This is a genomic window from Halogeometricum sp. S3BR5-2 (assembly GCF_031624635.1).
GTDB classification, from domain to species: domain Archaea; phylum Halobacteriota; class Halobacteria; order Halobacteriales; family Haloferacaceae; genus Halogeometricum; species Halogeometricum luteum.
Genome location: NZ_JAMQOQ010000007.1, coordinates 82,366 through 96,883, shown reverse-complemented (window position 1 = coordinate 96,883; position 14,518 = coordinate 82,366). Strand labels below are relative to the sequence as shown.

At 55.8% G+C, this 14,518-nt stretch carries 11 protein-coding genes and 2 pseudogenes; 8 read left to right on the top strand and 5 right to left on the bottom strand.

The window, feature by feature from the left end; all coding sequences use genetic code 11:
- Nucleotides 1–7: 7 nt before the first annotated feature.
- Entirely contained in the window at nt 8–430 is a 423-nt protein-coding gene (locus NDI79_RS21005; RefSeq protein WP_310930644.1) for a DUF7985 family protein, read from the bottom strand.
- 601 nt (nt 431–1,031) lie between these two features.
- Here NDI79_RS21005 and NDI79_RS23675 point away from each other — a divergent pair.
- Nucleotides 1,032–1,103: pseudogene (locus tag NDI79_RS23675) on the top strand (IS6 family transposase); the annotation flags it as partial.
- A 247-nt stretch (nt 1,104–1,350) separates the two neighbouring features.
- Complete coding sequence (locus NDI79_RS21000; protein WP_310930643.1) at nt 1,351–3,642, top strand: DUF6789 family protein; 2,292 nt, start codon at nt 1,351–1,353, stop codon at nt 3,640–3,642.
- 890 nt (nt 3,643–4,532) lie between these two features.
- Here the strand turns inward: NDI79_RS21000 and NDI79_RS20995 are convergent.
- The 4 genes and pseudogenes from NDI79_RS20995 to NDI79_RS23670 all read right to left on the bottom strand — a co-directional run.
- Complete coding sequence (locus tag NDI79_RS20995) at nt 4,533–4,937, bottom strand: DUF7541 family protein (protein ID WP_310930642.1); 405 nt, start codon at nt 4,935–4,937, stop codon at nt 4,533–4,535.
- 764 nt (nt 4,938–5,701) lie between these two features.
- Nucleotides 5,702–6,421, bottom strand: coding sequence for a CPBP family intramembrane glutamic endopeptidase (locus NDI79_RS20990; protein ID WP_310930641.1), 720 nt, complete (start codon nt 6,419–6,421; stop codon nt 5,702–5,704).
- A gap of 709 nt (nt 6,422–7,130) precedes the next feature.
- On the bottom strand, nt 7,131–8,471 hold the full coding sequence (locus NDI79_RS20985) for a right-handed parallel beta-helix repeat-containing protein (RefSeq protein WP_310930640.1): 1,341 nt from the start codon (nt 8,469–8,471) through the stop codon (nt 7,131–7,133).
- A 141-nt stretch (nt 8,472–8,612) separates the two neighbouring features.
- Nucleotides 8,613–8,855, bottom strand: a pseudogene (locus NDI79_RS23670) (NosD domain-containing protein); the annotation flags it as partial.
- Here NDI79_RS23670 and NDI79_RS20980 point away from each other — a divergent pair.
- The 6 genes from NDI79_RS20980 (at nt 8,757) to NDI79_RS20955 (ending at nt 14,506) form a co-directional block, all read left to right on the top strand.
- A complete protein-coding gene (locus tag NDI79_RS20980) occupies nt 8,757–9,110 on the top strand; it encodes a hypothetical protein (protein ID WP_310926342.1) in 354 nt (117 codons plus the stop codon). The pseudogene NDI79_RS23670 and the gene NDI79_RS20980 sit on opposite strands and share 99 nt — an antisense overlap.
- A 70-nt stretch (nt 9,111–9,180) precedes the next feature.
- Complete coding sequence (locus NDI79_RS20975; RefSeq protein ID WP_310930639.1) at nt 9,181–9,921, top strand: ABC transporter ATP-binding protein; 741 nt, start codon at nt 9,181–9,183, stop codon at nt 9,919–9,921.
- Nucleotides 9,918–10,736, top strand: a complete 819-nt coding sequence (locus NDI79_RS20970; protein ID WP_310930638.1) for an ABC transporter permease — start codon at nt 9,918–9,920, stop codon at nt 10,734–10,736. Before NDI79_RS20975 ends, NDI79_RS20970 begins: the two co-directional genes overlap by 4 nt.
- Before the next feature lie 133 nt (nt 10,737–10,869).
- Nucleotides 10,870–11,961, top strand: a complete 1,092-nt coding sequence (locus NDI79_RS20965) for a hypothetical protein (protein WP_310930637.1) — start codon at nt 10,870–10,872, stop codon at nt 11,959–11,961.
- 192 nt (nt 11,962–12,153) lie between these two features.
- Nucleotides 12,154–13,458, top strand: a complete 1,305-nt coding sequence (locus NDI79_RS20960) for a DUF7405 family protein (RefSeq protein ID WP_310930636.1) — start codon at nt 12,154–12,156, stop codon at nt 13,456–13,458.
- A gap of 217 nt (nt 13,459–13,675) precedes the next feature.
- Entirely contained in the window at nt 13,676–14,506 is an 831-nt protein-coding gene (locus NDI79_RS20955) for a DUF7350 domain-containing protein (protein WP_310930635.1), read from the top strand.
- Nucleotides 14,507–14,518: the final 12 nt, after the last annotated feature.

Here is a 14,518-nt window from a genome sequence, read left to right as displayed (position 1 = left end):
GAGTAGCTTACCAGGGGGTGAGATTAACGCAGTCAGCCAGTGGAAGACTCATCATCGACCCGGCGACCGTGTACAACGGACCAAGGACGAGGAGGATGACGGCAGACTTCATCGCCGAGCGCTTGTGGCGCTTGAGCCCCTTCTTCTGCTCCGAATTGAGGGTGAACATTTCAATGAGTGAGTCTGCCTGCCAGACCACAGCAAGTCCGACGATTCCGAGCCCGGTAGTCAGCTGGAAGAATCCCTCAATCATGCTCGGGAGCTTCTCGGCGCTACAGACTGCGCCCGTCTGCGCTGCGACAGGGGAGACAGCAAACAGGCTCAACAGCGCAAGGGCGAGAATAGCCTGTCTAGAGACGGTGCTTATCGCCGTATATTGACTGTCAGTACGGTTCTCAAACATCTTGGGGGTAGTGCTGTCCTGTGACATAGCGAGTTCTTTGTTTGCGTCTTCGACAGGTGCCGAGGAGGTCGGCTATCGACGAGGTCAATGGAAGAAGATAAATAAATTATGGATATATTGAATGTATAATATTTAAACTAGTAGAGTGGTTTTGTCAGACTAGTACTGAGTGTTGCTAACTAGCAGCATAAAACGGAGTTTGTGAGCAAATCAAGATGTAGTGAAGGGCTGATTTTGAGTTCTCCCCATGAGTCAGCTGTCGCTGTAGATTTTCTTGTTTGCACCCTAGAGTCTAATATTCAGCGAACTCAAACCGTAGCTTTATTGTTCATACTTCTCAAAATAAACACAAATAGTAGAATATACGTTCATACCTGGGTTTTCTGTTATTTATGTGGAGAAGGTTATCAATCTACAGAATTAGATACCTGTATTCTTCATATTATGAGTTTAAATAGCCTGGGATAATACTAAAATGGCTCTTGTTAGTAATCTGTAGCCACATTTCTATTTAAACGTGCATTAGACCGGCTCCATCGTAATACCAGAACTGCGAAGATACGGTATTTTTCGTCGATTAGTCTGATTATCGACTTGTGATCTGTTGGTTAGGATTAGGTAGTTGATTGACTATACTAACCGAAACCTGATCGAAAAGTGGTTTCAGAGCCTCAAGATCCGAACTGATCGCTTTCATAATTTGCGGGGATCAACTGAGCGTCCGCTAGCGTCTTGCGAGGTTTATCTATTACTGATGTTTCAGAGGCTGCATCAAGCGCTCCATAGACGAACACCGGTTCAGGAGGTTGGCCACACGGAATCGTTTCCGTAGTATCCTTGTGATTAATTATTTCTCCAAGTTCAGGGAGTAGATTTAATGGCAGAAACTTCGTCCGCAACGATAAGATGCGCTACGCACTCAAACAGTCGGATCTCCGGAAATTCGTATGAGCATCATACCATACGTACTCGCGGTAATCGTTCTCTCTGTCGTGATCCTCCGGGCACGATACGGCTCATTCCGAGATTTCTCTCGAATCGTTTTCGCGGACGGTGGACACGTCCAAGGTGAAGAGACGGAGGAACGCGAGAAGAAACAGAACCTTCTCCGGTGGATGACGACCGTCGACCACAAGGACATCGGTCTCATGTACCTCGTGTTCGGGACTGCGGCGGCCCTGTGGGGCGGCGTCGACGCAATGATGATTCGGACGGAACTGCTGACGCCTGCCGTCGACGTGTGGTCCGAAGAGACGTACAACGCGCTGTTCACCACCCATGGGCTGACGATGCTGTTCTTCTTCGTCACCCCGGTGTTCTTCGGCATGGCCAACTACTTCCTTCCGTTGTTCGTCGGCGCCGACGACCTGGCGTTCCCCCGCATCAACGCCATCGCCTTCTGGCTCCTCCCTCCCTCGTTACTCCTCGTCCGCGGTGGCCTCCTCACCGAAGTCCTCGCACGGATCCTTGGCCTCGGGCTGCCTCGATCAATGCTCCAGCTTTTGTACACTCTCGCTCCACCAGCAACGGGATGGACACTCTACACCCCGCTGTCGACGCAATTAGCCAATCCACAGATAGATTTTATGCTACTTGGATTACATTTAAGCGGGCTGTCGACGATGATGGGGGCGGTAAATTTCATCGTCACTATATTCATGAAACGTGGTGAGGACGTCGACATCGGTGACCTCGATATCTTCACGTGGTCGATGCTGACAACGAGCGGCATAATCCTCTTTGCGTTCCCCCTGCTCGGGAGCGCCCTCCTCATGTTGCTCCTTGACCGCAACTTCGGTACCTCCTTTTACGCTGTGGAGGCAGGCGGGTCAATACTGTATCAAAACCTCTTCTGGTTTTTCGGCCACCCAGAGGTGTACATCATCTTCCTCCCCGCGACGGGGTTGATGAGCACCATCCTCCCGAAGTTCTCGGGGCGGAAGCTATTCGGGTTCAAGTTCGTCGTCTACTCGACGCTCGCCATCGGGGTGCTGTCGTTCGGCGTCTGGGCGCACCACATGTTCACAACGGGGATGGATCCGCGAATTCTCACTTCCTTCATGATCGTCTCCATCGCCATCGCCGTCCCCAGCGCCATCAAGGTGTTCAACTGGCTAACGACGATGTGGAAGGGGAACATCCGGTTGACCGCACCGATGCTGTTCTCCGCCGGGGGGCTCAGCCTGTTCGTCATCGGGGGAATTACAGGCGTCTTCCTCGCCTCTATCCCCATCGACGTAATGTATCAGGATACCTACTACGTCGTCGGACACTTCCACATGATACTGATGGCGATCATCCCGTTCCAGATGTTCGCTGCCTCCTACTACTGGTTCCCCATCATCACCGAACGGATGTACAACCAACGTCTGGCGCGCCTCCAAGCTGTCCTCACATCCGTCGGTGTGTTCGTTACGTTCATGGCGTTCCTGATACTTGGCGCCCTTGGGATGCCCCGGCGGTTCGCCTCCTACCCACCGAAGTTCCAATTTCTCAATGACGTGGCTACTATCGGGGCATATATTATCGGCTTCAGTGTCCTCTTGTGGGTGTACAACATGCTGCATTCGCTGTGGTTCGGCGACATCGTCCGTGACGCCGACGTATGGGACCTGAAGAAGACCCAGCAGTTCACCCGCGAGTGGCAGGCGTTCGAGGCGCGCCTCGCGGAGAAGTACGGCGTCACCAGCCCCCCGCCTGAGGAAACGCGGGCCGCCGCGGAGAGCCAGATGGTCGGCGACCAGAAGGACGAGGCGGATACGGGCAGTCCGAAGGCGTTCGAGGATCTCTCGGGCGTCGGCCGCGACGTCGTCGTCGGCGCCGTCGCCGGCTTCGTCGGCATGATGCTCATGTCGGCCGTCCTCTACGTCGGGTCTCTCCTCGGCGTCTTCCAACTGGCGGCGTTCGCTGAACTGGCTGAGCTCGTCGGCGTGCAGGGGAATCCGCCGATCGGCTACCTCATCTTCCTCGGCGGCGGCATGACCACGTGGGCGCTCCTGTTCGTCACCTTCGCGGACTTCCTGCCGGGAGAACCCCTTATCAGGACGGGCCTCGTGTTCGCTGTGGTGATGCTGCCGGGCTTTTTCGTGGCGTTCTACAGCGGCCAGTCCGGGTGGGAACTCGTCGGCTACATTCTAGTGGCGTTCGTTGCCCACCTTGCGTATGGCACCGGACTCGCGGCTACATTCAAAATGCTGAGCGGGCGTCTGCAGACATCGCTCGTTCACGTCTCAGAATGAGCGGAGGCAGACCGCGATATACGCGCTGACTGGTGTTGTTGAGAATCGTGCGAAAAACATGCCGTTGGCGATGAGACCTATTTTGAACGATGATGCAGTGTGGCTACAAAGGCTCTGTTGAAATCCTTCGGTGTTGACAGTGCAGAGAGCGACTCTTCCACCCGGATTGCACAGTTCCGATGGAAAACTGACTTCTCAGCAAACCGCCAGACTGCGAGAGGGTTTCAACAGAGCCGGCTACAAATACTTGCTCTCTGTATCCAGTTCCATCATATGGCCAAAGGGAATCAAATATCCTCACACATCCATTCAAATGCCTCACATCTTTGTTAACTGTCTTAGACAGCAAACAAAAGAAGGTAGCGCCAAAGGTATGGAACTCCTGTCAGCAGCAGTTGGCATTGGTATCAGATTAGCCCTATTCTCGTCGCTGGATTGGTGCTAAGTGTCGCAGGATTTGAGATCACTCCCGTACTGAGCATCGTTCCTTCATTAGTACTTGACACAGGACGCGGATTCGGTGGAGTTGCTCTCCTCTATCTCCGACACCGGAATTTCGACCGCTCATACGTTAGATTTCGTGTCCCAGCACTCCACACACTCATCTATGCAGCCGTCGGATACGTCACTGCGTTATCGTTCGGACTCTCGGCGATCACTGCAATCTCGCTCTTAGGTGTCAAAGTCGGGACGAACAACGCCGCATAGATCGTCACCGAGAGCGGTTACCGATTGTGGCAGCGATTCCGTTCGTGAGCATCATCTTTGCGTCAACCTACTTGACGCTGCTCTCGTTACTGTATTTCGCCTCCAGTTCTATCAAATGGCGTAGCAGACGAAATCTTCCACCCACGATTCCGGGTGCTACTTATCGAGACCAGTATCTCTGATTAGTCAGACGAAGATTCCGACGCATCAGAAGCCCGGTTCGTGTTTCCGAAACGAAGTCGGTGGTACCCAATCCTGAGGAGTAAAAGGACGAAACAGAGCACTCCTGCGATAACGATAGATTGGCCACGGATAGTCATTCCAGTCTGATTTCGCAGGATCAATACGCTCCCGATAACCAATAGGGCGATTCCCTGTGCGCCGATGGATCGAGTAGATCGAGTGACGTATCCCGATTCTGCAAGGATTCCGGCAACGGATCCGACAAATAGTAACAACCCGCTGACTGAAACGGGGCGAAGCGCAAACAGGACACCAACCTCAGACAAAGCTAGGCCGAGTGCGATAAACATCGGCCATGGACTTGATCCAGTGTTCACCAAGTCTGCTTCTGCATCTTCACTCATCCTGACGCACCATCACTTGATGTGTCGTCAGTCTGTCTCCAAACCTCTCGCTCAAGATACGTGGTCCGGATTAAGGCGCCTCTTTGCTGCTCAACCATTATCGAGATTATTCCACTACAGGCATAATAAGCTGGCTACCAGTTGAACAGGTCACCTTATTAATTCTAGTCGTATACTATTGTATCAACTGTGACTGTGTATTCATCTACCTACACATATTTCGCTATATCAGCCGGACAACGAATCCGACCAGGACTAATAGCAATACGATGCCGAACAGGACAAACATGAGACGGTGTTTTGCTTTCACGAGTGTTGCTTCGAGAGGAGCGTAAAATGAGTGTTCATTCGACTAGAAGAGGTTCAACGGAGATATAAACTGACGAACGCCTGTTTGCCAGTGGAATCCGCGGATTATTTGTAGAAGAGTGCCTTTTTTTCGATATGGCCATCGAGAACGCACTATCGGTTGTAGCGCTCGTACTACTGATCGCCTTGGTTGGTTTCTACGTGAGTAACCCGGTGACGGAGGGAAGAGCCCCACTCATTGGGTCAGCTCTAATCGGAGCGATAGTTTGTCTACAGTTCATACAACTGCTCGTAGCCAGTCGTCGATAGAGGATTAAACGAGAATCAGAAGAACACATAGTATCGGCTTTTACCTAAAGAACGTTCGCAACTGGCCGAAATCGTTCGAATTTCTCGGTTACCGTATCAGAGTTAGGAATCTACCGCATCGCTGTTGTCGATATCAGTGGGTACTCTCACGCGCTGGAGAGATACAGATTCGTATAGAGAACCGCGTTGTATCCGCCGTGAAGGAGCGCTGGAACTACCAGATTCCCACTCAACTCATAGAACGTGCCGAGTACGACCGCTAATCCGAAGACAACGATCATATACGTCAGCTGTCCCCGTCCTGTTAGTGAACCCGCGTGGCTGATAGCGAAGATTGCGCTCGCAAGAACAATAGCCGACCGAGCAGTGAACGACTCAGTGAGAAGTCCCTGAACGATACCGCGGAACAGCAGCTCTTCACCGGGCCCAACGAGGAGAATCGAAAGTGGGACCAGTAACAGTACTACAGACGGTGTTTCGCTCGCGATGATAGCGACGTTATTTTGAGCAATTGGAAGCCCGACAGCTGTGACGAACTCTGTGAGACCGAAGTAGACGCCGACGAATAGGAGTCCTCCGCCGATAATCCAAATGATGTCTCGCCGGCTCGGGAATCGAACGTGCAGGAGTTCAGAGCCTCGCGATCGAAACGCGACGTACCACAGCGCGACTGTCCCAAACGCAACGCCCTGGAGCAGTATGGTTGAGACGACCAACCTAATTGCCGGTCGCTCGGTGAGCGTGACACCGAACATCTCGAAGAAGGCAGTACCAAACGAGAGAAGAACGAGTCCAAGTAGGAATCCCGCAGCAGCGAGGGCAATCGCCAGTAGAACATGTTTCACTCGGGAAGCGATATCCTTCATTCGACTGTCGGACATAGCATCAGTACGCATCTATTCAACGGTTTGTGATTCTCTGCTTTGTCTCTATTGATAGGACGATCGGCACGGGTTATTATCTCGCACCCGAATTACCGCCAGTATTTATTAATAACTATGGGGTTAAACGCCTATAGAATAATAATCGATCCACTCAGGTTATTACAGACCTGTGGATGTAACGCAGTTATCAATTGAATAGGGGTTAGCAAAGTATACCCAGGCAAGAACAACTCAAGAGAGGAGGAACCGGTGAGCTCCCCTAAGTCTAGTAAATTGCAGAGTGCTATCTTGCGCCGGGTCTATCGTAACGTCTGCAACTGTCTACTCATCCAACCGCGCGCTGTCGTGCGGTCAAGTGGGTGATGACTTGCAGACGCTACTATAGGCCAACGCACTGACGAACGTGGGTGCAAACAGAGAAGCGGTGACAGTACCGACGGCCATTCTCATAGCTCACGGTCCGAATAGAGAATCAGGGCCTTGTTTAGACGCAACTGAAGGCGCAGGTTAGTGGCTCTGTTGGGTGAAGAGATTCAGTTCGTGAGCGCCTCTCTATCTGATTTCGTTGTTCGGACAACGTCCGTAGCGAGTAATCTGCACCGCGTCTAAACAAGGCTGAGAATCAGTATTCACGACTTGGAATGACGATGACCCTACCAACACCTCCTGATTGACGGCAGTTAGCCGACAATCACGAACGATAGTCCCACGAATCGTCATCCTCGCTCTTACCCGTTCGATTGTACGTCTCCTGGACTCGCTTCACGACGTCGTCACGAATCGGGTCGGCCGCCGGAGCAGGGTCCACGACGCCCCCTTTGCGAAGTCCTGGGACGAACTGCTGGAGTTGCCGTAAGACCGTTACCGTCGGAGAGTGGGCAACGGTGTTCGCGTACGGTACGCGACCGACAGCGCGGTCTACCGACCCGGTCGGACGGAACGACCGGACGAGACTCCCACTCGGGGTTCGTCTCACACCGGGTGCGCTCGACCAGTAGTTCCCGCGCCACACGTGGACGATATCGTACGCCGAAGTCGTGACCGGTTTCCCGTTTCGCACCACGTCGTTGTCCGTGACGGTATTCGTCGGGAGCAGCGTGAGACTCCTGAGTCCGATGCGGTTGTACGCGAGGACGTTCCGGCGATACAGCGAGTAGTGTCCTTCGACGAGAAGACCGGCGCGGTTCTGCGTCAGGACGTTGCCCGAGACGTAGTTTTCAGTTCCGGCGACGATAACGCCGTTCCCGCTCCGCCGCACTGAGTTACCGACGACGGCCGTCTCCGAGGACCGCATCTCGACGTAGATACCGTAGCCGGTGTCTTCGACTCGGTTGTTACTGATCAACAGATTCCGGCCGTAGAGGTTGAACACACCGAGCATCATGCCCTCCATCCGCGAGTCGCGAACGACGAGATCGTCCACGTCGAGGGCGAAGACGCCGACTTTCCCGCCGTAGAAGGCCGAGTCCTGCACCACGACCGACGAACCGATAGCCGCGACACCGAGGAATCCCTCGTCCCATCGTTTCGTGCCGTACAACGTGAGATTCGAGATGGTCACGTTTGGACTGTCGCGGGCAATAATCCCGTTCGACGTGGTGTTGATCCGGACTCGGGAGACGAAGGATTCTCCCGCGGTATCGAAGACGACCGCGGCGTCGCCGTATCCGTGGACCTTTCGCATGTTGTAGTTCCACGACGTCTTATCGACGGTGACGGCGCCGGCCGTGACGTTGTTACCGCTCCGAGCGGGGCCGACGCCGGAGAGACTGAGATTCGCGACGGCCGTTCGCGGCGCCGTCATGGTCATCACAGTCCCCGTCCTGTCACCGACGAGGTGCGTTCGGTTCTGTCCCGCTCCTCGAATCGTTACCGGCTTACTCACGGTGACGTTGGAGACGTTGTACGTTCCGGCCGGGACGCGGATACTCGTGTTCGGCGGGGCATCCCTCAGGGCAGCGGTGAGCGTCGGCGCGTCCTCGCCGACGACGACGGAGACCGGCCGGTCGAGTAACGTCCGTCGTGAGGTCACGGTCGAATCTGTCCGTGCCTCTCGTTCGTCTACGATCTGTTTCCATTCCTCAGTCGTGTGTCCGATTGAATCCTCCTCTCGGGTTCGTACGTCGTCCCACCGGACGACTCGTCCGCCGTACTTGGATACGAACGCTGCAGCGTCGGTTCGGGTCGAGAAGGGAACAGCAACGGAGTCACGCGTCGGAACGCGGGCTCGGCTACCGACGACGAAGAACGCTTCAGACGCGCGCACCCAGCCTGCTTTCCGCGCGTTTGACAGTCGAAGCGTGCCGTCCGAGTCGAGTTGAATCGGTTCACCGGAGAAGTCTGTGACGTAAATCTGGAGCGGACGGCCGAGACCCCGTTCAGACCCTGTCTGCAGGTCGGTCAGGAGGGAGGTGATACCGTAGTAGCCGACGGGGTACCGATACTGAGAGTAGAAGACTTGGGCTTTCGGAAGCACGAGCGACGACCGCTGGGCTTCTCGTACGACGCCCTCAGAGATTCCGACGCTGACGGTGTCCTCGAAGTCGACAGCACCGGCCTTCCGATCCGGGGAGACTCCAACAGCAAACGGGACGCTACCAACTACGAGGACGACCACAAGCCCGAGAATCGCGAGACGGGTCCGCATCAGTTTGAGTTATGCACGTGGTAGTCAAAACTCCTTCGTCAGGGTTGCAGTGCGTGCCGACAACCATTTCACACCAGCAGAGAGACGGACCTGTATGCGTGGCTCCGAGGACAGTAAAGAGGTGATTGTACAGCTGGAAGACATCACCCGCTCGTTCGGAGATCTGACCGTTCTCGACGGTATCTCTCTGGAATTCGCCACAGACGAGGTGACGGCGATCGTCGGTCCGAACGGGTCGGGAAAAACGACGCTGTTACGCGTCGTTGCCGGTGTTCTCGGATCCGATGGCGGAAGTCGTCGAGTCCCAATCGAAACGGAGCGACCGATCGGATACCTCCCGCAGGACCCTCGCTTCCGAACACAGTTCTCGGTCGATGAGACGCTCACGTACTACGGTGATCTCCTCAAGGCAAGCGTCGACGTGGAAGCGTCGATGGAACAAGTCGGCCTCCTCGACGTTCGTGACCGACGGGTCGGACAACTGTCCGGCGGGATGCGTCGACTGCTCGGCATCGCACAGAGCCTTCTCGGGGATCCGCCTGTGGTCGTCCTCGACGAACCGACCTCGGGGCTCGACCCCCGAATGCGAGAGCACGTCTTCGACATCGTCGGTGACATCGCCAGCGAGGAGACCACAGTCGTACTCAGTTCACACGACCTCGCGGGAGCCACTCGGACGGACTACGTCGTGCTCCTCGATAGCGGGACGGTTCGTCGAGCGGGGACGCCGCGTGAACTCATTGACGCTGGACCAAACGACTCGCTGACGGCCGCATTCCTCGATTCGATTCCGGACGGACCGGCAGTTCAAACCGGGACGCGAGGTGAGTCGTGACGTACTCGTGGGCCGACCGAATCCGAGTGGTGTTCGGGCGGGAACTCGTGACAGTCTGGCGAACCAAGACCTACCTCCTCCTATCGGTGGGATTCTTCCTGCTCGTGGTCGCCGTCGCGTTAACGAGCGGTGTCAGCGGATACGTTCCTCTCGTCCTTTCGCTTTTGACTCCGGTCGAACTCTTAGTTCCGCTGTTCGCCGGCGCGTTCGGGTATCCCGCGATCGTGGGCGAACGCGAACGCGATGAGCTCGATATCCACCAGACGTACCCGGTGACTCGCGGCGAGTACGTTCTCGGAGTGTATCTGGCCCGGCTCCTCGCACTCCTCGCCAGCATCGTGCTCCCGCTCGTAGTACTCGTCTTCGCCGTTCCGCTGTTCGGTCGCGCTGCGACGTTTCTTCCGCAGTCGACCGGTCTGGACTCACCGGTGCTGTACCTTCGGTTCGTTGTATTGACGGCCGTTCTCGGTGCCGTCACGCTGGCCGTCTTTCACCTCATTTCGGCCGTCGCACGAGACGCGCGCCGCGGCATCGTCGCGACGCTCGTCGCATTTTTGGTCGTCGTGTTCGGCTTCGACATTGCCGCCGTTGTCGGGCTCGGAGTAGGTGGTGGGGAAGCAAGCGCCGCCCTGGCGCTCCTGAGTCCCAACGGGGCCTACCGGAATCTCGTCCTCTCTCTGACCGTCGCTCCGGTGACTGCGTCAGCGAACGTCTCGTTGGTCGAGACGTTCATGTCGACGTTCGTACTTCTGGCGTGGACGCTCCTTTCGCTTACCGCCACCGCCTTCTTTGTCTGGAGCTCAGTTGACAGGTGACGCTGGACGCAGCACCCGCCCATTGACGTCGTCTCCCGTACTCGTCGTCCGCACCAAAACACACTTTGCCGTGTGACCGACCTCTAAGGTACGGATGCTTCATCGATGAATCACGGCACTCGGTCTCGCTCTCGTGGCGGTTGGAGCGTTCTCTACACCCGCTGCAGCACATTCAGGAACCACTCACGCGGGGACGCCACACTGGCTTCTGTTCGTCTTACTGATCGTCGGAATCGGTGGAATAGCAGGATCAGTCGCTTCCGCTCGTCGAGGTATCGTATCGTTTCGTGCCGCTGCGGTCATCCTCGCCGGCGGGGTCGTCTCGGTCGCCTTCAGTGGAATCGGTCTCGTCGAACTCCAAGTTGTCGGAACGACGCCGCCGAAACTCGTCGATATATATCCGCCACTGAGCCTCGTAGCGAGTACACTCTTAGCAGTAGGTGGGTTCGCTACGGTGCGACTCAAGTGGCCGACGAAACCACTGTACGCGGTCCTGTGCGTGATACTCGGAAGTTGGATTGCCTACCCGGTGGTGATGCCGAATCAGGGATACACGAATCCACTAGGTTACCTCCTCGCTCTCTCGCTTCCCGCCGTTCTCACAGCCATCGTCTGGTCGGACGCTCGGGGGATCATCCAGAGTATCCGCCTGCAGACGAAACCGAAGCTCTTCGGCATCGCGGCGGGTCTGTTGATGAGCGTCTTCTTCGCGTTCTCCGGGGGAACGATGAGTTTCAACCCCGATGACGGTGTCAATGTCCCGACGGAGGCGTTCGTCATCCCGTACGAAGTCGCCAGTCCACTCGTGGTGTGGCCAGCCGTTGAGTGGTACTTTCCGTCGATCCCCTTCACTGGATATATCTCCGTTGGAACGGTCTTGGTCATGGGAGTGCTGGGTAGTCTCGTCGGCCTCAACGTAGCGGTCGTGACGCAGCAATGGACAAACAGCGGGTCGGTCGCCGGGAGGAAGATGCTCTCCGGATCGCTCGCGACGTCCGGTGCGACCGCATGTTGTTGCTGTGCACCCGCGTTCTATGGCGTACTGAGTGTCCTCTTCGGCACGGCTGCGACACCGATCTACTGGTCGTTCATGATTCCGACGTCGCCCGTCGGCGGCGTGTTCTTCGCGCTAAGTATCATGATGTTGCTCGGTAGCCTGCTCCAATCGGCCGGTGGCTCGGTTCCCGAACCGAATCCTGCATCTCCTTCGGCAACGATTAACTGACGGAATGGCATCCACCCGCTGAACGATCTCTCCACGGCCGATTATCTATCCGACTCTACGACCGCGTTCGCGCGACTTTGTTCGTTTGAACGAGCGAAGGTTCGCAGTCACGCGATACCCGCCTGATCGGCGGTCATCCGGTTCGATAAGTTCACCAGAACCCATTTTTGTCTGTGGACCGAATTCGAATTAATGGCTGATAGACGAGGCGTCCCGCGGAGGGATTTTATGAAGTCAGCCGTCGCTATCGGTGGGGCGGCAGCACTCAGTGCGTGCCTAGGACGAGGATCAGTAGATGTTCCGACGGGGCCGGAGAACCTATCGTCGCTTCCTCGACGTCAACATGCGTGGAACGAAGTGCTCCCACGAGACGACCAGGGAAATACCGTCCCCCCGCGCCATCACGTCCTGCTATACCTGAAGTACAGCCGTAGCGGTCCGCCAGTCGAGAAAGACAGGAAAAGCGTTGAGAAGGCGCTTCGTGGTGTCGAACGAGCGTACGAACGGAGTGGAACCGGTCTCTTACTTACGATGAGCTACTCTCCGGCGTACTTCAGTCGGTTCGATTCGGCACTCCCCGAAAGCGTTGACCTCCCGGCGCCGAAAGCGCTTGCTTCGTTCGAAGACCCTGAATTGGATACGCCCGATGCTGTCGTCCATCTCGCGAGCAACAATGCACCGGTCATCCTCGGGGCAGAGGAAGCGCTTAAGGGGAAAAAAGGAACCCTCAACGGTATCGAACAACCGGACGCCGCGCTGACCGACATGTTTGAAGTCGTCGACCGTCGAACCGGATTCGTTGGTGATGGACTTCCGGCCGAAAACGCTGACGATGCCGATGGGATCCCTGCCGACAAAGTTCCGGACGATGCGCCTCTATTCATGGGTTTCAAATCTGGATTCGAAAAGAATCAGGCGAGTGAGGACCGAGTTACGATCCAGTCGGGGCCGTTCGCGGGAGGAACAACACAGCACATCTCGAAACTCCAGCTCAACCTGAATCAGTGGTACAACCAAGACGACCGCTGGCAGCGCGAGGCGAAGATGTTCTGTCCGTATCACGCCGAAAACGATGTCGTGGAAGGACCAGGAGATAACCTCGGAACGAGTAGTCAGGTCGAGGACTGCGGACCCGCGACTGAGACCGCTCGTGAAATGGGTGTCGTCGGTCATTCTCAGAAGATGACATCCGCCCGCGAAAACAACAGCCCAGTTATCCTCCGGCGGGATTTTGATTCAACCGACGGCGGACAGGCAGGCCTCCATTTTCTGGCGCTCCAACGAGGAATTAGTGATTTTGTGGCGACGCGGGAAGCGATGAACGGGACTGATGTGGTTGAACAATCAGCGGTTGGACAACGAAACAATAACGGGATTCTCCAGTATGTTCAGACAGAGCACCGCGGTAACTACTTAGTGCCACCACGGCCGTTGCGTGCACTTCCGCCCGTACTTCCGTCTGAGAATTCTCAAGGGGTAGACAATGCGTCGTCGTGACGTTCTCGGAACCCTCGGAGGAACGTCCTTAATCGGCCTCGCGGGATGCACAGGGCTGTTTCAGACGCAGTCCGCGCGGGCCCCGCCACTCCCTGAAAATCGACCAGATGCCGTCTACTTCCCGAGCCACTACGAGGGGATGAAAACATCGAACGTGAAGACTCAAGGCGGCTATAGCTGTGCACTCACCTATTCGTACGCCCACCGATTCTGGCTAATGAAGCCGGATGGTATCTCAAAAGTAGACATCCAGTCAGAGGATTCGCTTCACTTGATGCCGGTCGTATGGGAGACAGAAACGGAAATCATTCCCCCCGATATCAACCCCCAGGTCTACATCACTCAAAATGGGAACTCGGTCGATCAGTTCGCACCGTGGCCGATGCTCTCCCAACCGATGGGGTTCCACTTCGGTGACAACGCTCAACTCAATGGAGACGGTTCTTATACGGTCAAAGTACGGGTCGGCGGTCCGTCAACTCGGCGGGTGGGGTCTCTGTCAGGGAACGAAGGAAACGTCTCATTCGCGTTCGAGTTTGAGTTTAGAAAATCTACACTCGAAGAGATATCGTATACGGATATCCCTGCAGACAAGGAAGGAACGAGGGGCGCAGTTGATCTGATGAATGTGGAGACGTTGCCGAGTTCTCAGGTCCCGAAACCCGATGCGCTTCCTGGCGATGTCCGTGGAACGGCGACGAGCGGGGACGCAAAATTTGTAGTGACGGTACTCGAAGACGCATCGCGGTTCGGTGGAGATCGAAATCAGCAGTATCTAGCCGTGTCACCGCGGACACCCTACAATCGAACTATGCTCCCGATGATGTCTGTTTCGGGAACGTTAACTCGTGATGGATCCACGGTGTTCGATGGAATCTTACAGTCGACGATCGATCCCAAGCTGCGCTATCACTACGGCGCGGTCGTCTCGGACGTGCAGTCTGGCGACGAGTTCACAATAACTATCGATTCGCCACCCCAAACCTCTCGCCACGAGGGGTACGAAACTGCGTTTGTCGATATGAAACCGATGACGCTGACGCTCTAACGGCGGAACTGA